This is a genomic window from Cupriavidus sp. PB-02, assembly GCF_058252315.1.
The window spans coordinates 2,738,466-2,764,383 of sequence record NZ_CM177695.1; the positions used below are offsets into that span (position 1 = coordinate 2,738,466).

Sequence of the window (25,918 nt, forward strand, 5' to 3'; positions counted from 1 at the left end):
GTGATGAATATAAACGCGCTTACATGAGGTGTAAATCCCGTTTCTTTCAGGGGATTCCCTTATGACACTAAGCGTCTGCTTGCGCACTTTTAGTATTTTGCACCCCTTCGCCACACCGGGATACTTTTAGCAGGAGTTGGCGAATTTCCCGCGAGCCCTTGGCACGACAGCGGTCGCCCCCTCGCCCACCGCAAGGATTGTGCGATGGCAAGTCTGTTACAATACCACGTACGAGATAGCAAGGTTTTTTGTAGAGCAGGGCCTCTAGTTGCAGAACGACGCTCTGCCCGTCAAGGTTTGTAAAACTTTGTTACTCTCAACCTTGAAGTATTCCCCTTCTCTTCTGGCAGCGCCAACCGCCGGCACCTGCGTGACGCCCCGGGGTCCGAGCGCCGGGCCCGTCGACACCGTGGCCCCGACGGCCAGCCCCACCGCCGGTACCGAGAGCGGATGTTTCTCCTGCCGCCCTGGCCGTGCCGCTCCCCATGCCGCCGGCCAACGGACCGTTATCAGCCGCCAGAACCCTTGTGGGCTCTTCCGGAGTCGTCGTGAAGAAGAAGGAAAGCGGGCCCAAGCGAACCCGCCGCAAACAAACGCAGTTCCAGCAACTCGCGGCACATTCCAACAGCCGCGCCCCGGTGGTCGTGCACCTGTCCAACGGCACGCGGCTGCAGGGCATCGTCCTGGCCACGGACGACTACATGCTGCTGCTCGGCCGGCAACTGGACGACAACCAACCCACCCTGGTCTACAAGCAAGCCATTGCGCTGATCACCCCGGCCGCCGCTCCCGGCACCCCGGGCATGGCCGACGTGCCCGAACTGCCCGCGCCGGTGACCCGGCCGGACTTCGTGCCTATCTATATACCGCGCACCCGCAAGCGACGCTGAAGCTGGCGCCGCCGGCGCGCATGCCACGCCCTTCCAGCCGTCCCACGCCAAGGGGCGGGATGCCTTCGTTCGCCCGTCGACACCCATCGAACTATCGCAGAGATCACTCTAAACCTTTGCCGAGCTCGGTCGATAACCCAAGCAACGGAGGCACTCTACGCCCTGCAAAGCAGGCAGCCAACGTTACGGCACTAGCCGGAATGCCCAAAACTTTGCATATAGGAGTCGTACCATGGCGCAAGTCATTAACACCAACTCGTTGTCTCTGATGACTCAGAACAACCTGAATGCTTCGCAATCGTCGCTGAACACGGCAATCCAGCGCCTGTCGTCGGGCCTGCGCATCAACAGCGCCAAGGACGACGCCGCCGGCCAGGCCATTGCGAACCGCTTCACCGCCAACATCCGCGGCCTGACGCAAGCCCAGCGCAACGCCAACGACGGTATCTCGCTGGCTCAGACGACCGAAGGCGCGCTGACCGAAGTCAACAACAACCTGCAACGTATCCGTGAACTGAGCGTGCAGGCTGCCAACGGTTCGAACTCGGCTTCGGACCTGAAGTCGATCCAGGACGAAATCAAGCAACGCCTGTCGGAAATCGACCGTACCTCGGCCCAGACCGACTTCAACGGCGTTAAGGTGCTGTCGTCCGCCGCCAAGCCGCTGACCGTCCAGGTTGGCGCCAACGATTCGGAAACGATCACCATCGACCTGGAAGAAATCAGCTCCTCGACGCTGAACCTGACCAGCTTTAACGTCAATGGCCCGAAGGCCAAGGGTGCCAACACCTTCAACGGCGCCGCCGTAGCGACCACGGCTGCGCACGCGGCTGCCGGCGACTTCCAGAAGGTGTTCGGTTCGAGCACCGCGCTGACCACTTCATCCGTTTCCGAAGCTACAGGCGGCACCCTGGCCACCAAGCTGGGTATCGCCGGCGGCAGCGTGAACTTTACGAACAGGGCCATCGTTGATGGCAATGACAACTGGTTCGCGGAAGTCCGAATCAGCGCCGGTAGCGCTGCTGAATCCACGGCTCTCAAGGCCAGCGGCTTCGACATTGCCACCGGCACGGAGCAGGTTTTCTACATCGGCATCGACGCTGCCAACCCGACGTCGACCGGGGCATCGGGCACGACCGCCAATTACAGCATCGACACCTCGAAGCTCGACGTGTCGTCCCTGCAGCGCGGTGCGACCAGCAACCCGCTGGCCTCGATCGACGCCGCCCTGCAAAAGGTGGACGACCTGCGCAGCTCGCTGGGTGCCGTGCAGAACCGCTTTGACTCCGTGATCGCCAACCTGGGCACCACCGTGACCAACCTGTCGGCTTCGCGTTCGCGCATCCAGGACGCTGACTACGCAACGGAAGTGTCGAACATGACCCGCGCGCAGATCCTGCAACAGGCTGGTACCTCGGTGCTGGCGCAAGCCAACCAGACCACGCAGAGCGTGCTGTCGCTGCTGCGTTAATCGCAACGGCAACGGGCATGAAAGGCTGGGCCGCAAGGCCCGGCCTTTTTGCCCGCGGAGCGTTTCGCAGGCAGACCGCTGCCTGCAAAGCGTTTCAAACCGAATGTGAACCACGCCAACCCGGACGGAGCAGACCATGGCGCCTTCCCCGACAGTGAACCCGAGCGCAATGCGCCTGCCATCCGATGTGCTGGCGGGCGCGGTCGCTTCCGTGGCCCCGGTGCGTAGCGCCGGCCAGGCCGTTCGCCGGGATGACGCCGCCGCTCCGGCTACGCTAGCCGCGGACGCCGCCGACACCGTGGAGGCGGGCGCCGCCATCGGCGAACTGGTCGATGCGCTCAAGACTACGTCGATCGCCCTGCGCTTCGAGATCGACGACACTACGCACCGCGTCATCACCAAGGTGATCGACAGGGAAACCGGCGAACTGATCCGGCAGATGCCCACCGAAGAGGTGCTGCGCGTCGCCCGCGCCATCGACAAGCTGCAGGGGCTGTTCGTCAGCCAGGCGGCCTGAGCCACCCTGGGCCGCAAGCCGGCGCAGCGCACCCGAACAACAGTTGAAGAAGAAGAGGCACGACAAGCATGGCAACGATCTCCTCCCTCGGCATCGGTTCCAACCTGGACCTGAACACGCTGCTGCAGAACCTGCAGACGGCTGAGCAGGCGCCGCTCACCGCGATCACCAACCAGGCCAAGAGCTACCAGACCAAGCTGTCGGCCTACAGCCAGGTGCAGAGCGTGCTGTCCGCCTACCAGGCTGCGGCCAAGAAGCTGTCCGACGCCGCCACCTTCGGCGCGGTCAAGGCCGCCGTGGGCTCGGCCGACGTGATGTCCGTGACGACTGCCGCCAACGCGGTGCCCGGTAACTACAGTATCACCGTCAACACGCTCGCCACTGCGCAGTCACTGGTCAGCGGCAACGTTGCCGACCAGAAGGCCGCGATCGGCGGCGGCGAGATCGTGTTCGATTTCGGCGAGGCCCTTGCCACCGGCGGCGCGGCAACCAGCACCAAGAAGGTCACGATCCCGGCCGGGTCCTCGCTCGAAGGCATGCGCGACGCCATCAACAAGGCCGGCATCGGCGTGACCGCCAGCATCGTCAACGACGGCAGCGCCAGCCCCTACCGCCTGGTGCTGACCTCCGACAAGACCGGCACGCAGGCCACCATGCGCGTGTCGTCGACCGATGCGGCACTGAACAACGTGATCGCCTTCGACCCGGCCGCAGCGGCCGGCGTCAACAAGATGGAGCAGAAGGTGCCGCCGGCCAACGCGACGCTGAAGATCAACGGCATCGACGTGGTCAGCCAGAGCAACACGGTAGTGGACGCGGCCCAGGGCGTGACCATGAACCTGGCCAAGACCGGCACCACGTCGCTGGTGGTCACGCGCGACAACGAGGCGATCAAGGCCGCCATCCAGGGCTTTGTCACCGCGTACAACAATATCCAGAGCACGGCCAAGTCGCTGACCGCCTTCGATACCGACGCAGGCACCTCCGCGGCGCTGACCGGCGACACCACGCTGCGTGCGATCCAGTCGCGCCTGCGCTCGATGCTGGGCGGCGCCATGGACGACGGCAATGGCGGCAAGGTCACCCTGATCGACATCGGTGTCACGTTCGAAAAGGACGGCACCATGAAGCTGGACGACACCAAGCTGACCAAGGCGCTGAATACCAACCTGGGCGGCGTCACGAACATGTTCTCCAGCACCGCGAATGCCGGCGGCCTGGGCAAGCAGGCGAGCGACTATATCGATGGCCTGAGCAAGACCGACGGCGCGCTCAAGGCGGCCCAGGACGGCATCACCAAGACGCTGAAGGGCCTGGAGGACAACTATAACCGCGTGGAGGATCGCGTCAACGCCACCGTGGAACGCTACAAGGCCCAGTTCACACAGCTGGACTTGCTGGTCGCGCAGATGAACCGCACCAGCAGCTACCTGACGCAGCAGTTCTCCGCGCTGAACAACACCACGACGAAGTAAGCGCCCAGCGCAAACACCGCAAGCCAGAGGAAGCCAGCCATGTTCGCCCGCCAAGCCGCAAACGCCTACGCCCAGGTGGGCGTCCAGACCGGTGCCATGAGCGCCAGCCCGCACAAGCTGATCGCCATGCTGTACGACGGCGCCCGCGCTGCCATCGCGCGGGCGAAGTTCCACCTGGAGGGCGGCGACGTGCCGGCGCGCGGCAACGCCATCTCGAAGGCGATCGACATCATCGACAACGGGCTGCGCGCGGTGCTGGACCACGAGGCCGGCGGCGAGATCTCTGCCAATCTCGAATCCCTCTATGAATACATGGTGCGCCGGCTGATGCTGGCCAACCTGCGCAGCGACGCGGCCCTGCTGGCCGAGGTCGATGCCCTGCTCGAAAGCCTGGCCTCGGCCTGGGCGCAGATCGATGACACGGCCCAGGGCTCCGACCGGCAGCCCGCCTTACAGGACAACTGAAATGGCTTCCCTCCCTGAGTTTTCCCCGATCGTCACCTGCTACGAGGAAATCCTCGCGCTGTCTGCACGCATGCTGGAGGCTGCCCAGGCCGCCGACTGGGACCAGGTCACGGAACTCCAGCGCTGCTACCTGGCGCGGGTGGACCGCCTGCGCCAGCTGGACCACGACGCGCCGTTCTCCGACTCGGAGCGCATGCGCCGGTACCAGCTGCTGGACCGCATCCTGACCTACGATGCCCGCATCCGCGACCTGGCCGTACCGCAGCTGAAGAAGCTTGGCGACATGCTGACCAGCTCGCGCCGCCAGTTCGAATTGTCCGCCGCTTACGGCGCTACAGCCTGACGATCGCCTGACGACAACGTCAGGCCGACCGCGGCGGGCCACCGGGTCCGTCGCGCGCGTCTTCCACCCCGCCTGCATTTCCTCCGACCCGTATGACCGGCATCCATCTGCCTCCAGGCCTGGCACCCGGTCAGGCCCCGGACCCGCAACAGCTGCGCACGGCGCTGGTGATCGACAAACTCGCCGCGCTCCAGCCCGTGCCCGAGGCCACGGAGTCGAATGTCCAGAACTCCACCGGCCAGGCGATCCGCCACAGCCAGCAGGCCGCCGGGCCGAACGGCGTACCGGGCCAGGCCGGGCTGCTGCCGGGCACCTCGACGCGGGAATCGCTGAGCGCGGCCGCGCGCGCCATCCTGGCGGTGATGGACGGCATCGAGGCCCAGCCGGTCCGCCCTGCGGCGCCATTGCTGGGCAGCGCGCCCACGCCGGCCTCCGCGCAAGCGGCGGCCGCGGCGCTGGCCAATGCGGTGGGCCAGAGCGGGCTCTTCTATGAATCGCACCTGGCGGAGTGGGTCGCCGGCGCGCGCGCATTGCCCGGCATCCGGCAGGAGCCGCAGGCAAGCGTGCCACGGCCAGCCGCATCGGCTGCGGTGGCCCAGCCACAAGCGCCGGCCGGCAACGCGCCGCCCTCCGCGCTGCTGACCTACAACGGCACCGCGCCCGGCGCCGAACCGCCCAGGCCTTCGGCACCGCCCCTGATCCCTGCCTCGCAGGTGCTGGCCGAAGCGCTGGCGTCGCCGCGCGATCCGCGCGTGGCGCACAGCCATGCGCCCGCCGAACAGGGCGTGCGCCAGGGCGCCGGCTCCACCGCGCCATACAGTCGCGAGGCCGCGGCCGACGCCGCGCCGCCGCGCCCGTCCGTGGCATCGATGGCAACGCGGGCCTACCAGGCCACCGCCGATGCCGCGCGTGCCCCGGTGCCCGACGCGCTCGCGGCGCATGCGTCGCGCGCCGCCGATCCGGGCGATGCCGCTGCCGCCGATGCCGCCAGGCAGTCCGCGCCTGCCGGCCCCGCCATCCATCCCGCCACCGAGGGCGTGGTGCGCCAGCAGCTGGAACTGCTGGCCACGCAGCAGTTCCGCTTTGCCGGCGAGGCCTGGCCCGGCGTGCCGATGGCATGGGAGGTTCGCCGCGCCGACTCCGACGCCGGCGGCGCCGCGCCGGACGATGCCAGCCGGCCGTGGTCGAGCCGCCTGCGGCTGCAACTGCCCAACCTGGGCACGGTCGAGCTGCTGCTGACGCTCGGCCCGTCCGGCCTCGAAGCGCGCGTGGCCACCGCCGAAACCGATATTGCCGCGCGCTTTATCGCCGCACGTCCGCTGCTGCGCAGCCGGCTGGAAGCGCAAGGCATCCCGTTGCAGCGCCTGAACGTGCAGACGCAGGACGACGCCGGAGCCAACCCATGAGTGAATCCAGCCAGGACCGCGGCGCGGCCATCGCGCTTACCTACCGGCACAGCGACAAGGCGCCGCGCGTCGTCGCCAAGGGCTATGGCGTGACCGCCGAGGCCATCATCGCCCGCGCCAGAGAGGCGGGCGTCTATATCCATGATTCACCCACGCTGGTCAACCTGCTGATGCAGGTCGACCTGGACAGCAATGTCCCGCCGCAGCTCTATGTGGCGGTGGCCGAGCTGCTGGCGTGGCTGTACGAACTGGAAAGCGTCACGGCCGACGCGCCGGCGCCATAAGTCGCGCGGCCGCACGCGGCGGATGCTGCCCGCCGCCCGCCGCACCCTCCTTCCAGCCCCGAGAAATAGGCGCGATTTGGGCCTGTTTTTCCGCCGGTGATGCGAGGAACCGTTTGTTACATTCCCCTAGCCTTGCCCCGTCATGCGCGGCAATGGCCCATACCTCGTCACCGGAGACCGCCGCAATGCCTCGCCATATCCCCGCCGCCGCCCCGCCGCAACGCCTGCTCGACAAGGCGCGCGCAGAATTCCAGGCCGGCGATTTTGCGGGGGCGATGCGCACCCTTGCGCAGGCGGAGAGCACGGGCATACGCTCCGGCGACCTGCATTTCATCAAGGCGGCGTCGCTGCTGAACCTGGGCCGCATCGAAGAAGCCCAGCCCGCGGCGGAGCTGGCCGCGCAGCTATACCCGCGGCATGCCCGCGTGCTGGCCCTGCTGGGCCTGATCGAAGTCCAGCGCGCCCAGTACAAGCGCGCCGCCAAGGTGTTGAAAATGAGCCTGGATATCGATCCCAAGGGCGACGGCGTGTGGCAGGAGTACGCGTCGGTGCTGTACCGGCTGGCCGACTACGAAGGCTCGCGCCAGGCCGGCGCCCGCGCGCTGCAACTGACGCCCGAGGATCCCGCCGCGCTGGGCAACTACGCTTCCGCGATGCGTGAGACGGGCGAATCGGTGGAGGCCATCCCCTACTTCCGCAAGGCCTGCGCGATCGCACCGGCTCATCGCCACAACCGCACCAACCTGCTGTTCGCATGTCTGTACGACCATCGCATCGACGCCGCCCGGATCAAGGCGGAAACGCAGGCCTGGGCCGAAGCACTGGCCAGCCAGTCGCCCGCCGCGGGTGCTCCCTGGCAGGCGCGCCCGGGCCGGGTGCGCCTGGGCATCTTCTCCAATGACCTGCGCCTGCATGCCTGCGCCTACTTCCTGATCCCGCTGATTGCCAACCTGGACCGCAGCCGCTTCGAACTGGTGCTGGTGTCGCTGAATCCTTCGCAGGACCGCGTCACCGAGAAGATCCGCCAGTATGCCGACGAGTTCCTCGACGTCTCGCGCCTGGGCGAAGCCGAGGTCGTGGCGCAGGTGCGCAGCGCCGGGCTCGACGCGCTGATCGACCTCGGCGGCTACGCCGGCGCTTCGCCGCTGACCTATATGGTCCACGAACTGGCGCCGGTGCAGCTGACCTGGCTTGGCTATCCAGGCACCACCGGCATGAAGCAGATCGGGTATCGCGTCACCGACAGCATCGGCGACCCCGACGGCTGCGACGACAACTACACCGAAACGCTGCTGCGCGCGCCGGTGTTCTGCGCCTACCATCCGCTGGTCAGCAACCCGCTGGCCATCTACGAGCCGCGCTACCGCGTCAATGAGACGCCGGCACTGGCCAACGGCTACATCACCTTTGGCTCCTGCAACGGCATGGCAAAGCTGACGAAACCCACGCTGGACCTCTGGAGCGCGGTGCTGGCCAACTGCCCCGGCAGCCGCCTGCTGATCGAGGCCAGCGGCCTGGACCAGCCCAGCCTGCGCGAACGCATGGAGCAACGCCTGCGCGCCCACGGCATCGACACCTCACGGGTAGAACTGGTAGCGCGCTCCAGCGCAAACCAGTACCTGACCTATCACCGCATCGACATCGCCCTGGACACCACGCCGGTCACCGGCGGCACTACCACCTGCGACTCGCTGTGGATGGGCGTGCCCGTCGTCTCGCTGGCGGGCGGCATGTTCCACCAGCGCGTGTCGGCGCCATTCCTGCACGCCACCGGCCTGGACGAACTGATCTGCGACACCCCGCAACGCTATGTCGAAGTGGCCTGCGCACTGGCCGACGACGTCGAGCAGCTCAATGCACTGCGCCTGTCGCTGCGCCAGCGCGCCGAACAGAGCGCGATGTGCGATGCCGCCGGCTTCGCGGCGTGGCTGGAAGAACGCCTGGGCGAACTGGTCGCCCCGGCCAAGCCGGTGCCGCCGCGCGAATTGTCGCCGGCGCAGGGCGTGTATTTCGGCGGCACCTGGCACGGCTACAACGATATCGTGCTGTCGGTGGCGGCCCACCTGCATCAGCGTGAATACACGCCGCTGCGCAACCTGCTGGAAAACCTGACCTCGAGCTGGTACCGGCACTGGATGGTCGCCTACGCGCTGGCCATCACCGAATATGAAAGCGGCGACAAGGCCTATGCCATCGAGCTGCTGGTCGAGGGTATCGGCATGCGCCCCTATGCGCTGCCCCTCTATCGCCTGCTGGCACACTGGCTCGATGAGGGCAAACTGGACAAGTCCTCGCTGGCGCAACTGCTGCACGAGCAGTTCGGCCTGATGCTGGAAACGCTGGAAGCGTCGCCGGTGCCATCGGTGTTCGAGATCCTGGGGATCGAAGTGAAAACGCAGGCCGCGGCGGCACCGGAAGCCGCCGAGGTACCAGTATGAAGGCAGTCATCCTCGCCGGCGGCCTCGGCACCCGCATCTCGGAAGAGTCGCACCTGCGCCCCAAGCCCATGATCGAGATCGGCGGCAAGCCGATCCTCTGGCACATCATGAAGATGTACTCGGCGCATGGCGTCAACGAGTTCGTGGTCTGCCTGGGCTACAAGGGCTACGTCATCAAGGAGTACTTCGCCAACTACTTCCTGCACATGTCGGACGTCACCTTCGACATGCGCGAGAACGGCATGACCGTGCACCAGCGCAAGGCAGAGCCGTGGCGCGTGACGCTGGTCGACACCGGCGAGGACTCCCTGACCGGCGGGCGCCTGCGCCGCGTGCGCTCCTACCTGACTCCCGGCGAGCCGTTCTGCTTCACCTATGGCGACGGCGTCTCGGACATCGACATCTCCGCCGAGATCGCGTTCCACCGCGCGCACGGCAAGCGTGCCACCGTAGCCGCGGTACAGCCGCCCGGCCGCTACGGCGCGCTCGAGCGCGACAACGACAAGGTGGTGGGCTTCACCGAGAAGCCGCGCGGCGACGGCGCCTGGATCAACGGCGGCTTCTTCGTGCTGCATCCCGACGTGATCGACCTGGTCGAGGACGACCACACCAGCTGGGAAGAAGCCCCGATGCGCAAGCTCGCGGCCAGCGGGCAGATGGTGGCGTTCGAGCACCGCGGCTTCTGGCAGCCGATGGATACGCTGCGCGAGAAGAACCTGCTGGAAGACCTGTGGCAATCCGGCGCCGCGCCGTGGAAGACATGGTGATCGACCCGCGTTCCGGGCTCCCGGGGAGTTTTGGCTGCTATCGCGGTCTGAGCGTCTTCGTGACCGGCCACACCGGCTTCAAGGGCGCATGGCTCGCGTTGCTGCTGGCGCGCCTGGGGGCAAAGGTCAGCGGTTACGCGCTGGCGCCAGCGACCAACCCCAGCCTGTTCGCGCTGGCCGGCGTGGGCGACACCATGGTCGCGCACACCGTCGGCGATATCCGCGACACCGTGTCGCTGCGCGCCGCGATGCGCGCGGCCCGGCCCGAACTGGTGCTGCACCTGGCGGCGCAGCCGCTGGTGCGGGCCAGCTATCGGGATCCGCTTGCGACCTGGTCCACCAACGTGGTCGGCACCGCCAACGTGCTCGACGCCGTGCGCGATTGCGATACCGTGCGCGCGGCGGTGGTCGTCACCACCGACAAGTGCTACGAGAACAAGGAATGGCCGTGGGGCTACCGCGAGACCGATGCGCTCGGCGGTCATGATCCCTACAGCGCCAGCAAGGCCGCGGCCGAGTTGGTGGCGGCCAGCTACCGCCAGTCCTTCCTTGCCGGGCGCGGCGTGCTTCTGGCCACCGCGCGCGCCGGCAACGTGATCGGCGGCGGCGACTGGTCCGCCGACCGGCTGATCCCCGACGCCGCACGCGCCGCGGTCGCCGGCGCCACCCTGCAGATCCGGCATCCGGACGCCACGCGCCCCTGGCAACACGTGCTGGAGGCGCTCTACGGCTACCTGTTGCTGTCATCGCGGCTGGTGGCGGGCGAGCAGGACTTTGCCACCGCCTTCAATTTCGGGCCAGACAGTGCGGACAATGTCTCGGTGGGCACGGTGCTGTCCGGCCTGCAGCAGCACTGGCCGGAACTGCATTGGATGCCCCAGCCGCAAGTCAATGGCCCGCACGAAGCGGGCCTGCTGCTGCTGGACTGCGCCCGCGCGCGCCAGATGCTGGCGTGGCGCCCGCGCTGGCGCCTGGAACAGGCGCTGGCCGAAACCGCCGACTGGTATCGCCGCGTGCTGCGCGAGCCCGGCCAGGCCCGCGCCATCACCGAACAACAGATCGAGGCGTTCTGCGCCTGACCCGCACCGCAACCTGACGCCGCATGAACCCCGACCTCGCGATCCAACCGGCCTGCCGCGCCTGCGGCGCGCCGCTCGAACAGACTGTGGTGGATCTCGGCCTGTCGCCGATCTCCAATGCCTTTATCCGCCCCGAGCATGCCGCTCAGGGCGAGACCTTCTATCCGCTGCACGCCATGGTCTGCGGCCAGTGCTGGCTGGTGCAGCTGCGCGACGCCACGCCGGCGGCGGCGCACTTCCATGACGACTACGTCTACTTCTCGTCGTATTCGACGTCCTGGCTGGCGCATGCGCGGCGCTATGTCAGCGCGATGCGCGAGCGCTTTGCGCTGGGCCCGCACAGCCGCGTGATGGAGATCGCCAGTAACGACGGCTACCTGCTGCAGTACTTCGTGCAGGCCGGCGTGCCGTGCCTGGGAATCGAGCCAACGGCGAATACCGCAGCAGCGGCGCGCGACAAGGGCGTGCAGACGCGCGAAGTGTTCTTCGGCGCCGACAGCGCGCGCGCACTCGCCGCCGACGGCTGGCAGGTTGACCTGCTGCTGGGCAACAATGTGCTGGCGCATGTGCCGGACATCAACGACTTCGTCGCCGGCATGCCGGTGGTGCTCAAGCCCGAAGGGGTGGTCACGCTGGAATTCCCGCACCTGCTGCGGCTGCTGGACGAGAACCAGTTCGATACGCTGTATCACGAGCACTATTCCTACCTGTCGCTGACCGCGCTGATGCCGGTGCTGGCACACGCCGGCCTGCGCGCTTTCGACATCGAACACCTGAGCACGCACGGCGGCAGCCTGCGCCTGTACGCCTGCCAGATCGGCGCGAGCCACGCAGTCACGGCCGCGGTGCAGGCCTGTCTCGACGAAGAGAAGGCTACCGGGCTGGCTTCGACAGCCCGCTATGCAGCCTTTGCCGAACGCGTGCGCCAGGCCAAGCGCGACCTGCTGGGTTTCCTGATCGATGCCAGGCGCGCCGGCAAGCGCGTTGCCGCGTATGGTGCAGCCGCCAAGGGCAACACCCTGCTGAACTACTGCGGCGCGGGGGCCGACCTGGTCGATTTCGTGGTGGACCGCAACCCGGCCAAGCAGGGCAAGCTGCTGCCGGGCACGCGCATCCCGGTGCTGGCGCCCGAGGCCATTGACGAGCGCCGGCCCGACTACCTGCTGATCCTGCCTTGGAATATCCGCGACGAGATCATGCAGCAGATGGCCGGGATCCGTAGCTGGGGCGGCCGGTTCGTCACCGCCATTCCGCAGACGGTGGTCCATCCATGATCTTCACGCCGACCCGCATCGACGGCGCCTGGCTGGTCGACCCCGAGCCGCTGCACGACGAGCGCGGCTTCTTTGCCCGCACCGTCTGCACCGACGCATTCGCCCGGCACGGCTTGGACGCGTGCTTCGTGCAGCAGAGCGTCTCGCGCAACACGCGCGCGGGGATCCTGCGCGGCATGCATTTCCAGGCCGGCGCCGCCGCCGAGGACAAGCTGGTGCGCGTGACCACCGGCGCCATCCATGACGTGATCGTCGACCTGCGCCGCGATTCGCCGAGCTACCTGCAATGGCAGGCTTTCGAGCTGTCGGCGCAGTCGCAGCGCGCCGTCTATATCCCCAAAGGCGTGGCCCACGGCTTCCAGACGCTGACCGCGCTGTCGGAGGTGTATTACCAGATGACGGTGCCCTTCGATCCGCACAGCAGCCGCGGCCTGCGCTGGAACGACCCCGATATCGGCCTTGCCTGGCCGGACTGCGAGCACCGGCTGATCTCGCCCAAGGATCTCGCGCTGCCGACGCTGGCCGAGTTGGACGAGCAGGCGCAGCGTTGATTCCACCTTCTACCGAACCTATCCGCCGAGACACCATGAGCACCGAAGCATTCCAGAAGTTGTCCGCCGCGCTGCAGGCAGTCGCCAGCAACGCCACCGCCCGCGACAAGGTCATCGCGCTGTGCAAGGCCATCGAGCAGGACTTCGGCGGCTATGCCGGCAGCGTGCGCGATGACATCACCGGCCCGATCGTGGACGCGCTGCACACCGAGGCCACGCGCCTGCGCAAGACGCTGGCCGACGGCACCGTGTTCGAGTTCCTGTACCGCACCAAGATCGCCCGCGACTTCCTGATGAGCACGCCGGAACAGCCGGACCACGTGTGGGAGCCGCAGACCACCAAGCTGCTGCTGGCACTGTCCGCGCAGGGCGGCCACGCGGTAGTGGGCGGCGCCTACTTCGGCGACCAGGTGGTGCTGATGGCGCGCCGGCTGGCGCAGGCCGGCGGCACCTGCCATGCGTTCGAGCCGAATCCCGACCAGCTGAGCATGCTGCGACGCAATGCCGAGCTGAACGCGGTCGGCAATATCCGGAGCTGGCGCCTGGGGCTGTGGTCCGACAGCACCTCGCAGCTGCGGCTGGTGGGCCACGACTCGTTCGCGCATGCCGAACGCGCCGAGGCGGGGGCAGAAGTTGACGAAAACTCGTCCAGCTTCGCCACCATCACCGTCGACGACTACTGCGCGCAGCAAGGCATCGACAAGCTCAGCCTGATCATGCTGGATATCGAAGGCGCCGAGCTCAACGTGTTCCGCGGCGCCACGAGGCAGCTGGCGCGCCCGGCCGGCGAGGCGCCCAACCTGGTATTCGAGGTGCATCGCCACTACGTCGACTGGAGCCAGGGGCTGCAGAATGCCGAAATCGTGCGCGAACTGGCGCGCTACGGTTACCACGTGTATGCGGTGCGCGACTTCAATTCGAATGTCGACATGCAGGGCCGGCCGATCGAGCTGGTGCCGGTCGACAACATCTACCTCGATGGCCCGCCGCATGGTTTCAACATGGTGGCGGTCAAGGACCCCGCCATCCTGCGCTCGGCGGATTTCGCGCTGTGCCCCGGCGTCAGCCCGAAGCTGCTGTGGCACCGCGACCCGGCGCTGCACCACCCGATCCACTGAGCGCCGCACGTCATGCATTGCACTGTCATCGGCGGCGCCGGCTTTGTCGGCCGGCGCCTGGTCGACACACTGCGCCGTGCCGGGCGCAACGTCTATGTCCCACAGCGGGGCGATCCCGAGCTGCTGGCACGCGACCTGGGCAAGGTCTACTACTGCGCCGGGCTGACCGCTGACTACGCGGCGCGCCCGTTCGACACGGTGCAGGCGCATGTCGGCCTGCTGGCAGACGTGCTGCGTGCCGGCCACTTCGCGCACCTGGTCTACCTGTCGTCGACGCGGCTCTATGACAGCGGCGCGCTAGCGGCCGGCGACGAGGCCGAGCCGCTGACGCTCGACCCGATCAACCCCCGTGCGCTCTATGACCTGTCCAAGGCGCTCGGCGAAAACCTGTGCCTGACGCAGGCGCCGGGCCGTGCCGCCGTGGCGCGACTGTCGTGCGTGTTCGACTGGGACGACGACGCGCCCGGCTTCCTGTCCGAGTGGCTGCAGCGCGCCGCGCGCGAACGGGTGTTCCGCCTGGAGACTGATGCCGGGTTCGTGCGCGACTACATCCATCTCAATGACGTGGTGGCGGCGCTGGTCGCACTGTGCGAGACACCCGCCACCGGCATCTTCAACGTGGCCAGCGGCGCCAACGTGTCCAACGCCGAGCTGGCCGCCGTGTTTGCGCGGCACGGTTGGTCGGTCGAGCTGGCGCGCGCGTCCGCACCGCAATCCGCGGCGCAGTGCAGCGTAAAACGGCTGCATGCGCTCAACGTCGTCCCGCGCGACGTACGCGACGTGGTGGACGCACGGCTTGAGGAGATTCAACGATGGAACTGATCGGGCAGACCCGCGCCAGCCTGGCGGCCTATACCTGCAACCAGATCGGCTCGCTGGTGCCGGACGGACAGGCCGGCGCCCTGCTGCCGGTCATCACGCGCAACCTGGACGAGGCGCTGGAACGCACCGGCCGCTGCATCGACGCAGTGAAGATGTGGAAGCCAGGCACCTTCAACTACCTGCATTCCAGCCAGCACTGCCAGTACCTCTATTACCTGGCCAACACGATCTGGCGCAACGAGCGCGACGCACAGGCCTGCACGCGGCTGTTCCTGCTGAACAAGGCGCTCAACGGCATCGACCTGTTTTATGAGATCGAGATGCCGGAAGTGTTCTTTATCGGCCATTCGGTCGGCATAGTGCTGGCCAAGGCCACCTACGGCAACTACCTGGTGCTCTACCAGAACTCCACCGTCGGCAAGAACCACGGCGTGGCGCCGGTGATCGGCAAAGGCGTGGTGATGTATCCCAACTCCGCCATCATCGGGCGCAGCCATGTGGGCGCGGGATCGGTGCTTGCCCAGGGCGTCGGCGTGATCAACCGGGATACGCCGGGCAACTGCCTGGTGTTTGGTGGACAGGGCGGCGAGCTGGTCTGCAAGCCCGCCGCGGAACCGGCGATCGCGGAGTACTTCCGCCTCTGACGCCCGCCTGGGAACCGCCGCGAAGCAAACGACCCCTGCCCGCTCGCGCGGTGCAGGGGTCGCTGGCATGGTTCCCGGGCCGGCTTACACCCCCATATTCATCATTTCCTGATACGCCGCCACCAACCGATTCCTCACCTGCACCCCCGTCTGAAACGAGATATTCGCCTTCTGCAGGTCGATCATCACATCATTCAGCGCCACGCCGGGCTTGCCCAGCTCGAACGCCTCGGCCTGGCCGTAAGCGCGTTCCTGGGCGGCGTTGATGCGGCCCAGCGAGCGCTGCAGCTCTCCGGCAAACCCGCCGCCGGCGACAGGCGCAGCCGACTGGCTGGCGTTGTTGTCCGAGGCAACCTGGGGCAGGCCGCGCAGTTGCTGCAGCATGGCCTCGATGGAAGTGATAGTGGTCATTGGCGTCGTCATGTGCCGGCCGCCGGCGCGGGGCGCCGGGCCCGGACTGGCTCGGTTCAGTCAATGGCGCGGCCCTTTGATCACATGCCTGCAGGAAAGGCAGGCGGTCCGCGCCGAGTTTCAGCCCGAGCAGAGTACCCGCCGCCCCTTTCGCGCCATGGACCGAATTCGGACAGAAAACCCGGTCTGTTCGCCCGATTGTCGGCCTCAAGTCTGGCCGATCATTGCCACCGTGCCGGAGAAGCGCGGGCTGTCGCCTTGCGCCGGGTTCCGGGACATCGCCAGACAACCATCCATTCGGGAGTACGCGTGTTTTATCTGCAGCGTAATGTGAGCCGTGCCGACGACCATGGCGGTCATCTTCGCCCCCGCCGTGGCGACCATCGCGGCACAGGAGCACGCGCATGACCGCGGCAGTGGCGCTGCCCGGGCGCTCGGCCGAGGTGCTGGAGCGCCTGAAGGCCAACCCGAAGCTGCCGCTGATGCTGGCCGGCGCCGCGCTGGCCGCGGCCATCGCCGTGGGCGTACTGTGGTCGCGCAGCCCAGACTACAAGGTGCTGTACAGCAACCTGTCCGAGCGCGATGGCGGCGCGGTGCTGCTGTCGCTGCAGCAGATGAACGTGCCGTACAAGTTCGCCGAAGGCGGCGGTGCGGTGATGGTGCCGGCCGAGAAGGTCCACGAAATCCGCCTGCGCCTGGCGTCGCAGGGCCTGCCCAAGAGCGGCACGACTGGCATGGAACTGATGGACAACCAGAAGTTCGGCATCAGCCAGTTTGCCGAGCAGGTCAACTACCAGCGCGGGCTCGAAGGCGAGCTGGCACGCTCGATCGAATCCATCGCCGCGGTGCAGTCGGCCCGCGTGCACCTGGCCATTCCCAAGCCGACGCTGTTCGTGCGCGAGCGCCAGAAGCCGACCGCGTCGATCGTGCTGCAGCTGCACCCGGGCCGCGCCATCGATGAAGGCCAGGTCGCGGCGATCAGCCACCTGGTGTCGTCGAGCGTGCCGGAACTGACGCCCAAGTCGATCTCGATCGTCGACCAGCACGGCAACCTGCTGTCGAATACCGGCAACGAGCGCATGCTCGACGCCACCCAGCTCAAGTATGTCAATGCGCTGGAACAGAACTACCTGAAGCGCATCGAAGCGATCCTGACGCCGATCGTCGGCAAGGACAATGTGCGTGCACAGGTCACCGCCGACGTCGATTTCTCCATCGTCGAGCACACCGACGAGAGCTACAAGCCCAACCAGGATCCCACTCGCACGGCGATCCGTAGCCAGCAGACCAGCGAGTCGACCCAGCAGGGCGCGACCCCCCCGGGCGGCGTGCCCGGCGCGCTGTCGAACCAGCCGCCCGCTGCCGCCGTCGCGCCGGTGACCACGCCGCAGACGCCGCGGGCGGGCCAGGCGCCTGGACAGGCGGGAGCGCCGGTGGCCGGGCAGCCGGGCCAGCAAGGGCAAGGCCAGGCCGCGCAAGGCGCGGCCGCGACCGCATCGAGCGGCCCGAGCAGCAACCGCCGCGACTCCACCGTCAACTACGAGCTGGACCGCAGCGTGCGCCACGTGCAGCAGGCACCGGGTGGCGTGCGCCGCCTGTCGGTGGCGGTAGTGGTGAACTACCGCCAGATGGCCGACGCCAAGGGCAAGCTCGTCGCGCAGCCGCTGCCGCCGGCATTGCTGGCGCAGATCCAGAACCTGACCAAGGAAGCGATGGGGTTCTCCGCTGACCGCGGCGACTCCATCAACGTAGTCAACAGCCCGTTCACCGCAGACCGCGAGGCCGTTACGCCCGAGGTGCCGCTGTGGAAACAGCCTGAAATGATCGATCTTGCCAAGACCGGCGCAGGCTACCTGCTGCTGACGCTGCTGGCGCTGTTCGTATGGTTCAAGGTGGCGCGCCCGATCCTGCGCCGCTACACCACGCCGCCGCTGCCGGCACCGGAAGCCAGGGACGAAATGGAGGCGGTGCTGCTGCCGCCGGAAGAGCCGGCCAATCCGGAAGTCCTGCGACTCGCCGCCAAGTACGAAAGCGACCTCGCGCTGGTGCGCGACGCCGCCCAGCGTGACCCGCGACTGGTCGCCAGCGTGATCAAGAACTGGATTTCCAATGACAACCGCTAAAGCCATCTCCGAATCGGGCCTGCAGAAGAGCGCCATCCTGATGATGGCGATCGGCGAGGACGCCGCGGCCGAGGTATTCAAGCACCTGTCGCAACGCGAGGTGCAGGAACTGGGCTCGGCCATGGCCACGCTCAGCTCGGTCACCCGCGAGGAAATGGCCGGGGTGCTGGGCGAGTTCCGCTCCGAGACCGAGCAGTACCTGGCGCTGAACGTCGATTCCAGCGCCTTTATCCGCAGCGTGCTGAACAAGGCGCTGGGCGAGGAACGCGCGCAGTCGGTGATCGAGGACATCCTGGAATCGCGCGATCCGGGCGGCGGCATCGACTCGCTGAACTGGATGGATTCGACTGCGATCGCCGAGCTGATCCGCGACGAACACCCGCAGATCATCGCCACCATCCTGATCCACCTGGACCGCCAGAAGTCGTCCGAGGTGCTGGCGCTGTTCACCGACCGCCTGCGCAACGACGTGATCCTGCGTATCGCCACCTTCGGCGGCGTGCAGCCGGGCGCGCTGCAGGAACTGACCGACGTGCTGACCAAGCTGCTGGCGGGCCAGAGCCTGAAGCGCAGCCGCATGGGCGGCGTACGTACGGCCGCGGAGATCATCAACCTGATGAGCACCGCGCACGAAGAAGCCGTGATCGACGGCGTGCGCCTGCACGACGGCGACCTGGCGCAGAAGATCATCGACGAGATGTTCCTGTTCGAGAACCTGCTGGAGGTCGACGACCGCGGCATCCAGCGCGTGCTCAAGGAAATCGCCACCGAATCGCTCATCGTCGCGCTCAAGGGCGCGCCGCAGGAGCTGCGCGACAAGTTCATCCGCAATATGTCGACCCGTGCCGGCGAGATGCTGCGCGAGGACCTGGAAGCGCTGGGTCCGGTGCGCGTGTCGCAGGTCGAGGCCGAGCAGAAGGCCATCCTGCAGGTGGTAAGACGCCTGGCGGATGCGGGCGAAGTCCAGATCGGCGGAGGCGACGATGCCTATGTCTGAGCGCGGCTCGGCCGCACGCCACGCGCTGCGCGGCGAATCCCTTGCCGGCGGAGCCGGCGGAGCCGCTGCCGCCGATCCCGGCGGCTTTGCGCCGTTCGAGCCCCCGCGCCGTGCGCGCGGTGGCGCGGCCGGCTGGCAGCGCTGGCAGATGGGCTCGCTCGATCCGCGCGAGAGCGAGCCACCCGAGATGATGCCGCTGGTACCGGCCGAGCCCGCGCCGCCGCCGGTCGACTTCGAGGCCCTCGATGCGATGCGCGAAGGCGCGCGCAAGGAAGGCTATGCCCAGGGCTACACCCAGGGCCAGACGCAGGGCTATGGCGACGGCCATCGCGAGGGCTATGCCCGCGGGCTGGAAGCCGCCCGTAACGAGGCCGCGCAGCTGCAGGCGCTGGCCGCGAACTTCCGCGGCGCGCTCAATGGCGTGGACGATCAGGTTTCGCGAGCGCTGGTGTCGCTGGCGCTGGACGTGGCGCGCCAGCTGGTGCGCAGCGCCGTGGCGGAGAACCCTGACGTGCTGCTGCCGGCAGTGCGCGAGCTGCTGGCCAGCGAGCCCGCGCTGTGCGGCTCGCCCAGCCTGCTGCTCCATCCCGACGACGTGGCGCTTGTGGAAACCCACCTGCACGGCGAACTGCAAGCTGCCGGATGGACCGTGCGCGCCGATCCGACGGTGGCGCGCGGCGGCTGCACCGCCAGCGCCGCCAGCGGCGAGCGCGATGCCACGCTGCCCACGCGCTGGACGCGCGTGGTCAAGGCGCTGGGCCGCGACGACCGGTGGGAGCCGCCGCATGCCTGACACCGCCGCGCACGATACGACCGCGCCGGATAGCGCCGCAATCCCGCATACGCAACGCTGGATCGGCGCGCTGAACACGGCATCCGCCGGCATCGCCGGACTCGACAGCAAGCGCAGCTGCGGTCGCCTGACCCGCGCCGCGGGCCTGGTGCTCGAAGCCGTGGGCCTGCGCATGCCGGTGGGCAGCGACTGCCTGATCGAATTGCCTGCAGGGCAATTCACTACCGACAGCAACGCCCCGCGTACCGCGGAAGCGGAAGTCGTTGGTTTTGGTGCGGATCGTCTGTACCTGATGCCGCAATCCGATGTGGTCGGTTTGCTGCCTGGCGCGCGTGTCTATCCGCTCGAGCCGTCGCCGCAACCGGCTGGTGCGGCCATGCCGCGCGAGCCGGGCTCCAAGCGCTTGCCGGTCGGTGCGGGCCTGCTCGGCCGCGTGCTCGATGCGGCCGGCCGTCCGCTAGACGGCCTCGGCCCGCTCACCGCCGCGATGGAAGTGCCGCTGGCCGGCGAACAGATCAACCCGCTGATGCGGGCCCCGATCGAGACCGTGCTCGATACCGGCGTGCGGGCCATCAACGGCATGCTGACCGTGGGACGCGGCCAGCGCATGGGGCTGTTTGCGGGCTCCGGCGTGGGCAAGAGCGTGCTGCTCGGCATGATGGCGCGCTACACCAGCGCCGACGTGATCGTGGTCGGCCTGATTGGCGAGCGCGGCCGAGAAGTGAAGGAATTCATCGAGAACATCCTCGGCCCCGAGGGCCGCGCGCGTTCGGTGGTGGTGGCCGCGCCGGCGGATACCTCGCCGCTGCTGCGCATGCAGGGCGCGGCCTACGCCACGCGCCTGGCCGAGTATTTCCGCGACCAGGGCCAGCATGTGCTGCTGATCATGGATTCGCTCACGCGCTACGCCATGGCACAGCGCGAGATCGCGCTGGCCATTGGCGAGCCGCCGGCGACCAAGGGCTATCCGCCTTCGGTCTTTGCCAAGCTGCCGACGCTGGTCGAGCGCACCGGCAACGGCCCCGAAGGCGGCGGCTCGATCACCGCGTTCTACACGGTGCTGACCGAAGGCGATGACCAGCAGGACCCGATCGCCGATTCCGCGCGCGCCATCCTGGACGGCCATATCGTGCTGTCGCGCAGCCTGGCAGAGGCCGGCCACTACCCGGCCATCGACGTGGAAGCATCGATCAGCCGCGCCATGACCGCGCTGATCCCGAACCAGCAGTTCGGCTCGGTGCGCCGCTTCAAGCAGCTGATGTCGCGCTACCAGCGCAACCGCGACCTGATCAGCGTGGGCGCCTACGTGCCGGGCAACGACCCGGAGCTGGACCTGGCGATCCGCCTGCACCCGCGCATGGAAGCCTTCCTGCAGCAGGACATCCACGAACGCGCCGGCTACGACGACGCCATTGCCCACCTGCACAGCCTCTTCGACAGGAGTGAACATGGTCAAGCATTCACCGCTTAATACCCTGGCGGACCTCGCCCAGAACGACACCGACGCCGCAGCGCGGGAACTGGGCCGGCTGCAGGGCCTGCGCACGCAAGCCGAGCAACAGCTCAACCAGCTCACGCAATACCGGCAGGAATACCGCGCGCGCATGCAGGTCGTGGCGGCCGAGGGCATGACCTCCAGCCGCTGGCAGGATTTCTCGCGCTTTCTCGATTCGCTCGACCACGCCATCCGCCAGCAGACCGCTGCGCTGGCCAAGGCCGAGGCCGACCTGCTGGCCGGGCGCAACCACTGGCAGCACCAGAAGCGCCGCCTGAACTCCTTCGACACGCTGATCGCGCGCGCCGAGGCCAAGGAAGAACAGGTCGCCGCGCGCCGCGAGCAGCGCGCCACCGACGAATACGCCGCCCGCCTGGCCCGCACCACGGCCAGCCGGCTCAGCTAAGCCCGGACCGTTTTACAGACCACATGATCGATATCAGCCAGATTGTCAGCAGCGCCGCCAATGCCGCCGATGCGAACCGACGCGCCGCGGCAGATACCGCCGCCGGCGGATTCGGCGACGCGCTGACGCGCGCACGCGAAACCAGCAAGCCGCAAACTCCGGCGCCGGCCGCAAAGGACACCGCTGCGCAGGACAAGGCCGCCGCCAGCGACAGCAAGCCGGCCGCCGCCCAGCCGGCGCCTGCCGACGCCGGCAAGCCGCAGCAGGCGGCCTCGACCACCAAACCTCACACGCACGGCAGCGAGGACAAGGACGAAGACGACACCACCGCCGCCGCGCCCACCGACGCAGCCGCTGCCGCCGCACTGGCTATGCTGCTGCCGGCCACGCCGGCTCCGTCGACTGCAGGCGCCGTCGGCGGTGTTGGCGACGCGGGCAGCAGCGCCGCGCTGCAGGCCGCACTGGCTGGCGCCACGCAGCCGACCGCCGCTGCCGCCCCGGACACGCAATCCGACGCCATGCAGCCTGCCGTCACGAAGCTGCCGGACACGCTGCAGGGGGTCACCGCCGAAGCCAGGCCCGCCCAGCCCTCCGTCGCCGACACACTGGCCACCATCGCCTCGCAGCGCGCGGCCATGCAGGGCAACGCCGCGGCAGGAACCGACGGCAAGACGCCGGCCGCCGCGCCGCAGGCCGTGCCTGGCGCCGCCCTGGACGCGCAGCGGGACACTGGCGGGCAGTCTGCAGGCCAGCGCCCGGACAGCGGTATCGGCCAGCAGCGCGCCGATCCGCTTGCGGCCACTCAGGACGCAAAACCCGCCGCGGCACCGTTTGCCGCCGCGCAGGCCGCCGCCCGCACCGGCGAGACCACGACCGCGACGGCCAGCGCCGACAGCACGCCCGCGCTGGCGGCCACGCTGGCCGGCCAGCAGACCCCGTCAGCTTCCGCCGCCGCGGTCGCAGCTGCCAGCCGCCCCGTGGTCGCACCGCCGCTGTACGACAGCCAGTGGCCCCAGGCCCTCGGCCAGCAGATGATCCGGCTGAGCACGCAAGGCCAGCAAAGCGCCGAGCTGCAACTGAACCCGCCCGACCTCGGGCCGCTGAAGGTGGTGCTTAACGTGGTCAACGACCAGGCGCAGGCGCAGTTCGTCTCGCCGCACCAGGCGGTGCGTGCCGCGGTGGAAGCGGCCCTGCCGCATCTGCGCACCGCGCTGTCGGAAAACGGGATCCAGCTCGGCCAGACTTCAGTGGGGTCTGACGGCTTCGCCAGCCAGGCGAGGAATGGGCAGCAACAGCAGTCGCCGGGGAATGGGCGGGGGCAGGCGGGATTTGGTGCCGGGGTGTTGGCCGCTGCCGAGCCCGCGGCGGCTCCGGCTACCGCGACCGTGCGGCCGGCGCGGACGCCAGGGCGTGGGGAGATTGATACGTTCGCCTGATGGCGCCCCCGGGACGGCGCATGGTTTTGCCGCACGGGAGATGCAACAAGGCCGCCTTGCAGGCGGCCTTTTCTTATGGCGTTTCCGGTCGATCAGGGGCGCAGCAGGTCAAACCCGCCCAGCGCGACCACGCCGCTCAGCGCAATCATGGCCGGCGAATCGCCACCGAGGATCAGGACGGCGGCGGCAAGCCAGGTGACGAGGCTGTAGGCGAGGAGGCGTTTCATGATGCGGGGGACCGGGCAGCTGGCCGCCGGCCGGCGGCCGGCGAAATTCGGCAATTCAGTATCATAAGTATAAACCCTGATAACCCCGTTCGCAGCGCCGGGTTTTTGTGGCGACACATGCATTTGGACGCTGCTATCCGCACCTTCGGCATACAACCAGGCTAGATACCGTCGAAGCCGCCTTTCGCGTGCTGGGCAAGCGACTGGAAATAACCGTCAGCTGACATGCCTGCATACTTGGGCAGGCAAGGAGGACAATGCAAGGGATTGCCGCTGCCAGCGCCTCCGGCCCCTGCCCCATGACTTTCGACCTCTTCGACAACCTCGACGACGCCGCCCCCGCCACACTGACCTCCGAGCCCCTCGCCGATGGCGCCGTCGTCCTGCGCGGCATTGCCCGTCCCAACGCCGAATCGCTGCTCGCAGACGTGCAGGCCATCGCCACCGCCGCCCCCTGGCGCCACATGATCACGCCCGGCGGCCTGAAAATGTCTGTGGCCATGACCAACTGCGGCCACGCCGGCTGGGTCTCGGACGCCCGCGGCTATCGCTATGACCCGATCGACCCGCTCAGCGGACAGCCGTGGCCGGAGATGCCGGCAAGCTTCCGCCAGCTGGCCACTACTGCGGCGGCGCAGGCCGGCTTTGCCGGCTTCGAACCACACGCCTGCCTGATCAACCGCTACGAACCCGGTACTCGCCTGTCGCTGCACCAGGACCGCGACGAGCGCGATTTCAACGCGCCCATCGTCTCGGTGTCGCTGGGGCTGCCCGCCATCTTCCTGTTCGGCGGCATGCGCCGCGCCGATCGTCCGCAGCGCGTGCGGCTGGCACATGGCGACGTGGTGGTATGGGGCGGGCCGTCGCGGCTGGCGTTTCACGGCGTGGCGCCGCTGGCCGACGGCGACCATCCGCTGCTGGGGCGGCTGCGCATCAACCTGACATTCCGCAAGGCGTTGTAGCGGTCGTCGCCAGCTTTGCACTTTGCGCACGGTTTTCTACAGTCAAGGGACTGTCCAGACCGCCACCGCGCAAAGGCCCACACCATGCATCTCGACGGCTCCTGCCATTGCGGCGCCATCCAATTCTCGCTCGAAGCCGATTCCCCCTACCCGTACATGCATTGCTATTGCTCGATCTGCCGCAAGACGGCCGGGGGCGGCGGCTATGCGATCAATCTCGGCGGCGACGCTGCCACCCTGCGCGTGCGCGGCCGCAAGCATCTGGGCATCTACCAGGCGGTGATGCGCGAGCCGGGCAAGCGCGCGCGGCGTTCGCCGGCGCAGCGGCATTTCTGCGTGAAGTGCGGCAGCGCGCTGTGGCTGTGGGACCCGCGCTGGCCGGACCTCGTGTATCCGCATGCGTCTGCCATCGACACGCCGCTGCCGCGCCCGCCGGAGGTGGTGGAGGCGGGGCTGGATTCTGCGGCGCCGTGGGTCGATGTGCCCAAGGGCAAGGGGCACGTGCATTGCGCGACATGGCCCGATGAATCGCTGGTCGACTGGCACAAGCGGCACGGATTGCTGTCGCGCTGAATCGAGGTCGAGGCGCTCGGGCGCTTACGCCGGCAGGAACCCTTCCACCGTCAGGTAGCGCTCGCCGCTGTCGTAGTTGAAGCCCAGCACGCGCGCATTGGCCGGCAGTTCGGGCAGCTTCTGCGCGATCGCGGCCAGCGTGGCGCCGGAGGAGATGCCGACCAGGATGCCTTCTTCGCGGGCGCAGCGGCGTGCCATCTCGCGCGCGGGTTCGGCATCGACCTGGATCACGCCGTCGAGCAGCGAGGTATCGAGGTTCTTCGGGATAAAGCCCGCGCCGATGCCCTGGATCGGGTGCGGCGCCGGCGCGCCGCCGGAGATCACCGGCGAGGCCACCGGCTCGACGCCATAGACCATGAGCTGCGGCCACTTGTCCTTCAGCACCTTGGCGCAGCCGGTCAGGTGGCCGCCGGTGCCGACCCCGGTGATCAGCACATCCAGCCCCTCGGGGAAGTCGTTCAGGATTTCCTGCGCAGTGGTGCGCGCGTGCACGTCGACGTTGGCCGGGTTCTCGAACTGCTGCGGCATCCATGCGCCCGGCGTGGCGGCGACCAGTTCCTCGGCGCGCGCGATCGCGCCCTTCATGCCCTTCTCGCGCGGCGTCAGGTCGAAGGTGGCGCCGTAGGCCAGCATCAGGCGGCGGCGCTCGACCGACATGCTGTCGGGCATCACCAGCACCAGCTTGTAGCCCTTCACGGCCGCGACCATGGCCAGGCCGATGCCGGTGTTGCCCGAGGTCGGCTCGATGATGGTCCCGCCCGGCTTGAGCACGCCGCGGCGCTCCGCGTCCTCCACCATCGACAGCGCGATGCGGTCCTTGATCGAAGCGCCGGGATTGCTGCGCTCGGACTTGATCCAGACCTCATGGCTGTTGCCGAACAGGCGGTTGATGCGGATATGCGGGGTATTGCCGATGGTCTGCAGGATGTTCTCTACCTTCATGTCTTCTCC

General features: G+C 68.0%; 28 protein-coding genes. 24 read left to right on the forward strand and 4 right to left on the reverse strand.

The window, feature by feature from the left end; all coding sequences use genetic code 11:
• Nucleotides 1–548 precede the first annotated feature (548 nt).
• The 16 genes from AC10V3_RS33195 (at nucleotide 549) to AC10V3_RS33270 (ending at nucleotide 15,544) form a co-directional block, all read left to right on the forward strand.
• Entirely contained in the window at nucleotides 549–890 is a 342-nt protein-coding gene (locus AC10V3_RS33195) for an RNA chaperone Hfq (protein ID WP_022539656.1), read from the forward strand.
• Nucleotides 891–1,122: 232 nt separating this feature from the next.
• The gene (locus AC10V3_RS33200) at nucleotides 1,123–2,361 is read left to right on the forward strand and encodes a flagellin FliC (protein ID WP_022539657.1); all 1,239 of its coding nucleotides are present in this window, start codon (nucleotides 1,123–1,125) and stop codon (nucleotides 2,359–2,361) included.
• A gap of 136 nt (nucleotides 2,362–2,497) precedes the next feature.
• Nucleotides 2,498–2,878: a flagellar protein FlaG gene (locus AC10V3_RS33205; RefSeq protein ID WP_022539658.1), complete on the forward strand. Its 381-nt coding sequence runs from the start codon at nucleotides 2,498–2,500 to the stop codon at nucleotides 2,876–2,878.
• Nucleotides 2,879–2,946: 68 nt separating this feature from the next.
• Nucleotides 2,947–4,353 carry a flagellar filament capping protein FliD gene (gene fliD, locus AC10V3_RS33210; protein WP_022539659.1) on the forward strand — a complete coding sequence of 469 codons (1,407 nt, stop codon included), beginning with the start codon at nucleotides 2,947–2,949 and terminating at the stop codon, nucleotides 4,351–4,353.
• Nucleotides 4,354–4,392: 39 nt separating this feature from the next.
• Nucleotides 4,393–4,818: a flagellar export chaperone FliS gene (gene fliS, locus AC10V3_RS33215; protein WP_022539660.1), complete on the forward strand. Its 426-nt coding sequence runs from the start codon at nucleotides 4,393–4,395 to the stop codon at nucleotides 4,816–4,818.
• Nucleotide 4,819: 1 nt separating this feature from the next.
• The gene (locus AC10V3_RS33220) at nucleotides 4,820–5,161 is read left to right on the forward strand and encodes a flagellar protein FliT (protein WP_022539661.1); all 342 of its coding nucleotides are present in this window, start codon (nucleotides 4,820–4,822) and stop codon (nucleotides 5,159–5,161) included.
• Between the two features lie 92 nt (nucleotides 5,162–5,253).
• Entirely contained in the window at nucleotides 5,254–6,567 is a 1,314-nt protein-coding gene (gene fliK / locus AC10V3_RS33225; RefSeq protein ID WP_490923941.1) for a flagellar hook-length control protein FliK, read from the forward strand.
• Nucleotides 6,564–6,851, forward strand: a complete 288-nt coding sequence (locus tag AC10V3_RS33230) for an EscU/YscU/HrcU family type III secretion system export apparatus switch protein (RefSeq protein ID WP_022539663.1) — start codon at nucleotides 6,564–6,566, stop codon at nucleotides 6,849–6,851. The genes fliK and AC10V3_RS33230 overlap by 4 nt, the downstream gene beginning before the upstream one ends.
• Before the next feature lie 185 nt (nucleotides 6,852–7,036).
• Nucleotides 7,037–9,289 carry an O-linked N-acetylglucosamine transferase, SPINDLY family protein gene (locus AC10V3_RS33235; protein WP_022539664.1) on the forward strand — a complete coding sequence of 751 codons (2,253 nt, stop codon included), beginning with the start codon at nucleotides 7,037–7,039 and terminating at the stop codon, nucleotides 9,287–9,289.
• Nucleotides 9,286–10,056 carry a glucose-1-phosphate cytidylyltransferase gene (gene rfbF, locus AC10V3_RS33240; RefSeq protein ID WP_022539665.1) on the forward strand — a complete coding sequence of 257 codons (771 nt, stop codon included), beginning with the start codon at nucleotides 9,286–9,288 and terminating at the stop codon, nucleotides 10,054–10,056. Before AC10V3_RS33235 ends, rfbF begins: the two co-directional genes overlap by 4 nt.
• On the forward strand, nucleotides 10,050–11,135 hold the full coding sequence (gene rfbG, locus AC10V3_RS33245) for a CDP-glucose 4,6-dehydratase (RefSeq protein ID WP_051370038.1): 1,086 nt from the start codon (nucleotides 10,050–10,052) through the stop codon (nucleotides 11,133–11,135). The genes rfbF and rfbG overlap by 7 nt, the downstream gene beginning before the upstream one ends.
• A 23-nt stretch (nucleotides 11,136–11,158) precedes the next feature.
• The gene (locus tag AC10V3_RS33250; RefSeq protein ID WP_022539667.1) at nucleotides 11,159–12,409 is read left to right on the forward strand and encodes a class I SAM-dependent methyltransferase; all 1,251 of its coding nucleotides are present in this window, start codon (nucleotides 11,159–11,161) and stop codon (nucleotides 12,407–12,409) included.
• Nucleotides 12,406–12,960, forward strand: coding sequence for a dTDP-4-dehydrorhamnose 3,5-epimerase (gene rfbC / locus AC10V3_RS33255; protein ID WP_022539668.1), 555 nt, complete (start codon nucleotides 12,406–12,408; stop codon nucleotides 12,958–12,960). Before AC10V3_RS33250 ends, rfbC begins: the two co-directional genes overlap by 4 nt.
• Before the next feature lie 35 nt (nucleotides 12,961–12,995).
• Nucleotides 12,996–14,078, forward strand: a complete 1,083-nt coding sequence (locus tag AC10V3_RS33260) for an FkbM family methyltransferase (RefSeq protein ID WP_022539669.1) — start codon at nucleotides 12,996–12,998, stop codon at nucleotides 14,076–14,078.
• 12 nt (nucleotides 14,079–14,090) lie between these two features.
• A complete protein-coding gene (locus tag AC10V3_RS33265) occupies nucleotides 14,091–14,900 on the forward strand; it encodes an NAD-dependent epimerase/dehydratase family protein (RefSeq protein ID WP_022539670.1) in 810 nt (269 codons plus the stop codon).
• Nucleotides 14,891–15,544, forward strand: coding sequence for an LbetaH domain-containing protein (locus AC10V3_RS33270; protein WP_022539671.1), 654 nt, complete (start codon nucleotides 14,891–14,893; stop codon nucleotides 15,542–15,544). Before AC10V3_RS33265 ends, AC10V3_RS33270 begins: the two co-directional genes overlap by 10 nt.
• 84 nt (nucleotides 15,545–15,628) lie before the next feature.
• Here the strand turns inward: AC10V3_RS33270 and fliE are convergent, their stop codons facing one another.
• Entirely contained in the window at nucleotides 15,629–15,955 is a 327-nt protein-coding gene (gene fliE / locus AC10V3_RS33275) for a flagellar hook-basal body complex protein FliE (RefSeq protein ID WP_022539672.1), read from the reverse strand.
• Nucleotides 15,956–16,162: 207 nt separating this feature from the next.
• Nucleotides 16,163–16,315, reverse strand: coding sequence for a hypothetical protein (locus tag AC10V3_RS33280; protein ID WP_349607271.1), 153 nt, complete (start codon nucleotides 16,313–16,315; stop codon nucleotides 16,163–16,165).
• A gap of 44 nt (nucleotides 16,316–16,359) precedes the next feature.
• Between AC10V3_RS33280 and fliF the strand changes: the two genes are divergently transcribed.
• Genes fliF through AC10V3_RS33310 form a run of 6 tightly spaced genes read left to right on the forward strand, consistent with a single transcriptional unit; the run spans nucleotide 16,360 to nucleotide 23,205 of the window.
• Nucleotides 16,360–18,078, forward strand: a complete 1,719-nt coding sequence (gene fliF / locus AC10V3_RS33285; protein ID WP_022539674.1) for a flagellar basal-body MS-ring/collar protein FliF — start codon at nucleotides 16,360–16,362, stop codon at nucleotides 18,076–18,078.
• Nucleotides 18,065–19,075 (forward strand): flagellar motor switch protein FliG, encoded by a 1,011-nt coding sequence (gene fliG, locus AC10V3_RS33290; RefSeq protein ID WP_022539675.1) that lies wholly within the window; start codon nucleotides 18,065–18,067, stop codon nucleotides 19,073–19,075. Before fliF ends, fliG begins: the two co-directional genes overlap by 14 nt.
• The gene (gene fliH, locus AC10V3_RS33295; protein WP_041681860.1) at nucleotides 19,062–19,868 is read left to right on the forward strand and encodes a flagellar assembly protein FliH; all 807 of its coding nucleotides are present in this window, start codon (nucleotides 19,062–19,064) and stop codon (nucleotides 19,866–19,868) included. Before fliG ends, fliH begins: the two co-directional genes overlap by 14 nt.
• Nucleotides 19,861–21,339, forward strand: a complete 1,479-nt coding sequence (gene fliI / locus AC10V3_RS33300; protein WP_454753429.1) for a flagellar protein export ATPase FliI — start codon at nucleotides 19,861–19,863, stop codon at nucleotides 21,337–21,339. Before fliH ends, fliI begins: the two co-directional genes overlap by 8 nt.
• Nucleotides 21,317–21,769 carry a flagellar export protein FliJ gene (fliJ, locus tag AC10V3_RS33305; protein WP_022539678.1) on the forward strand — a complete coding sequence of 151 codons (453 nt, stop codon included), beginning with the start codon at nucleotides 21,317–21,319 and terminating at the stop codon, nucleotides 21,767–21,769. Before fliI ends, fliJ begins: the two co-directional genes overlap by 23 nt.
• Nucleotides 21,770–21,792: 23 nt before the next feature.
• Nucleotides 21,793–23,205 (forward strand): flagellar hook-length control protein FliK, encoded by a 1,413-nt coding sequence (locus tag AC10V3_RS33310; protein ID WP_490923942.1) that lies wholly within the window; start codon nucleotides 21,793–21,795, stop codon nucleotides 23,203–23,205.
• A gap of 92 nt (nucleotides 23,206–23,297) precedes the next feature.
• On the opposite strand, the gene AC10V3_RS33315 is transcribed toward AC10V3_RS33310, so the two are convergent.
• The gene (locus AC10V3_RS33315) at nucleotides 23,298–23,432 is read right to left on the reverse strand and encodes a hypothetical protein (protein ID WP_022539680.1); all 135 of its coding nucleotides are present in this window, start codon (nucleotides 23,430–23,432) and stop codon (nucleotides 23,298–23,300) included.
• Nucleotides 23,433–23,731: 299 nt separating this feature from the next.
• On the opposite strand from AC10V3_RS33315, the gene alkB reads away from it, so the two are divergent.
• Nucleotides 23,732–24,394 carry a DNA oxidative demethylase AlkB gene (gene alkB, locus AC10V3_RS33320; protein ID WP_490923943.1) on the forward strand — a complete coding sequence of 221 codons (663 nt, stop codon included), beginning with the start codon at nucleotides 23,732–23,734 and terminating at the stop codon, nucleotides 24,392–24,394.
• Between the two features lie 84 nt (nucleotides 24,395–24,478).
• Entirely contained in the window at nucleotides 24,479–24,967 is a 489-nt protein-coding gene (locus AC10V3_RS33325; protein ID WP_022539682.1) for a GFA family protein, read from the forward strand.
• Nucleotides 24,968–24,991: 24 nt separating this feature from the next.
• Here the strand turns inward: AC10V3_RS33325 and cysK are convergent, their stop codons facing one another.
• Complete coding sequence (cysK, locus tag AC10V3_RS33330; RefSeq protein WP_490923944.1) at nucleotides 24,992–25,909, reverse strand: cysteine synthase A; 918 nt, start codon at nucleotides 25,907–25,909, stop codon at nucleotides 24,992–24,994.
• Nucleotides 25,910–25,918: the final 9 nt, after the last annotated feature.

Bases quoted from the DNA above. Each gene is read 5' to 3' on its own strand.
- AC10V3_RS33200 (WP_022539657.1), top strand. From the start codon at position 1,123: ATGGCGCAAGTCATTAACACCAACTCGTTGTCTCTGATGACTCAGAAC.
- AC10V3_RS33205 (WP_022539658.1), top strand. From the start codon at position 2,498: ATGGCGCCTTCCCCGACAGTGAACCCGAGCGCAATGCGCCTGCCATCC.
- fliD (WP_022539659.1), top strand. From the start codon at position 2,947: ATGGCAACGATCTCCTCCCTCGGCATCGGTTCCAACCTGGACCTGAAC.
- fliS (WP_022539660.1), top strand. From the start codon at position 4,393: ATGTTCGCCCGCCAAGCCGCAAACGCCTACGCCCAGGTGGGCGTCCAG.
- AC10V3_RS33220 (WP_022539661.1), top strand. From the start codon at position 4,820: ATGGCTTCCCTCCCTGAGTTTTCCCCGATCGTCACCTGCTACGAGGAA.
- fliK (WP_490923941.1), top strand. From the start codon at position 5,254: ATGACCGGCATCCATCTGCCTCCAGGCCTGGCACCCGGTCAGGCCCCG.
- AC10V3_RS33230 (WP_022539663.1), top strand. From the start codon at position 6,564: ATGAGTGAATCCAGCCAGGACCGCGGCGCGGCCATCGCGCTTACCTAC.
- AC10V3_RS33235 (WP_022539664.1), top strand. From the start codon at position 7,037: ATGCCTCGCCATATCCCCGCCGCCGCCCCGCCGCAACGCCTGCTCGAC.
- rfbF (WP_022539665.1), top strand. From the start codon at position 9,286: ATGAAGGCAGTCATCCTCGCCGGCGGCCTCGGCACCCGCATCTCGGAA.
- rfbG (WP_051370038.1), top strand. From the start codon at position 10,050: ATGGTGATCGACCCGCGTTCCGGGCTCCCGGGGAGTTTTGGCTGCTAT.
- AC10V3_RS33250 (WP_022539667.1), top strand. From the start codon at position 11,159: ATGAACCCCGACCTCGCGATCCAACCGGCCTGCCGCGCCTGCGGCGCG.
- rfbC (WP_022539668.1), top strand. From the start codon at position 12,406: ATGATCTTCACGCCGACCCGCATCGACGGCGCCTGGCTGGTCGACCCC.
- AC10V3_RS33260 (WP_022539669.1), top strand. From the start codon at position 12,996: ATGAGCACCGAAGCATTCCAGAAGTTGTCCGCCGCGCTGCAGGCAGTC.
- AC10V3_RS33265 (WP_022539670.1), top strand. From the start codon at position 14,091: ATGCATTGCACTGTCATCGGCGGCGCCGGCTTTGTCGGCCGGCGCCTG.
- AC10V3_RS33270 (WP_022539671.1), top strand. From the start codon at position 14,891: ATGGAACTGATCGGGCAGACCCGCGCCAGCCTGGCGGCCTATACCTGC.
- fliE (WP_022539672.1), bottom strand. From the start codon at position 15,955: ATGACCACTATCACTTCCATCGAGGCCATGCTGCAGCAACTGCGCGGC.
- AC10V3_RS33280 (WP_349607271.1), bottom strand. From the start codon at position 16,315: ATGACCGCCATGGTCGTCGGCACGGCTCACATTACGCTGCAGATAAAA.
- fliF (WP_022539674.1), top strand. From the start codon at position 16,360: ATGACCGCGGCAGTGGCGCTGCCCGGGCGCTCGGCCGAGGTGCTGGAG.
- fliG (WP_022539675.1), top strand. From the start codon at position 18,065: ATGACAACCGCTAAAGCCATCTCCGAATCGGGCCTGCAGAAGAGCGCC.
- fliH (WP_041681860.1), top strand. From the start codon at position 19,062: ATGCCTATGTCTGAGCGCGGCTCGGCCGCACGCCACGCGCTGCGCGGC.
- fliI (WP_454753429.1), top strand. From the start codon at position 19,861: ATGCCTGACACCGCCGCGCACGATACGACCGCGCCGGATAGCGCCGCA.
- fliJ (WP_022539678.1), top strand. From the start codon at position 21,317: ATGGTCAAGCATTCACCGCTTAATACCCTGGCGGACCTCGCCCAGAAC.
- AC10V3_RS33310 (WP_490923942.1), top strand. From the start codon at position 21,793: ATGATCGATATCAGCCAGATTGTCAGCAGCGCCGCCAATGCCGCCGAT.
- AC10V3_RS33315 (WP_022539680.1), bottom strand. From the start codon at position 23,432: ATGAAACGCCTCCTCGCCTACAGCCTCGTCACCTGGCTTGCCGCCGCC.
- alkB (WP_490923943.1), top strand. From the start codon at position 23,732: ATGACTTTCGACCTCTTCGACAACCTCGACGACGCCGCCCCCGCCACA.
- AC10V3_RS33325 (WP_022539682.1), top strand. From the start codon at position 24,479: ATGCATCTCGACGGCTCCTGCCATTGCGGCGCCATCCAATTCTCGCTC.
- cysK (WP_490923944.1), bottom strand. From the start codon at position 25,909: ATGAAGGTAGAGAACATCCTGCAGACCATCGGCAATACCCCGCATATC.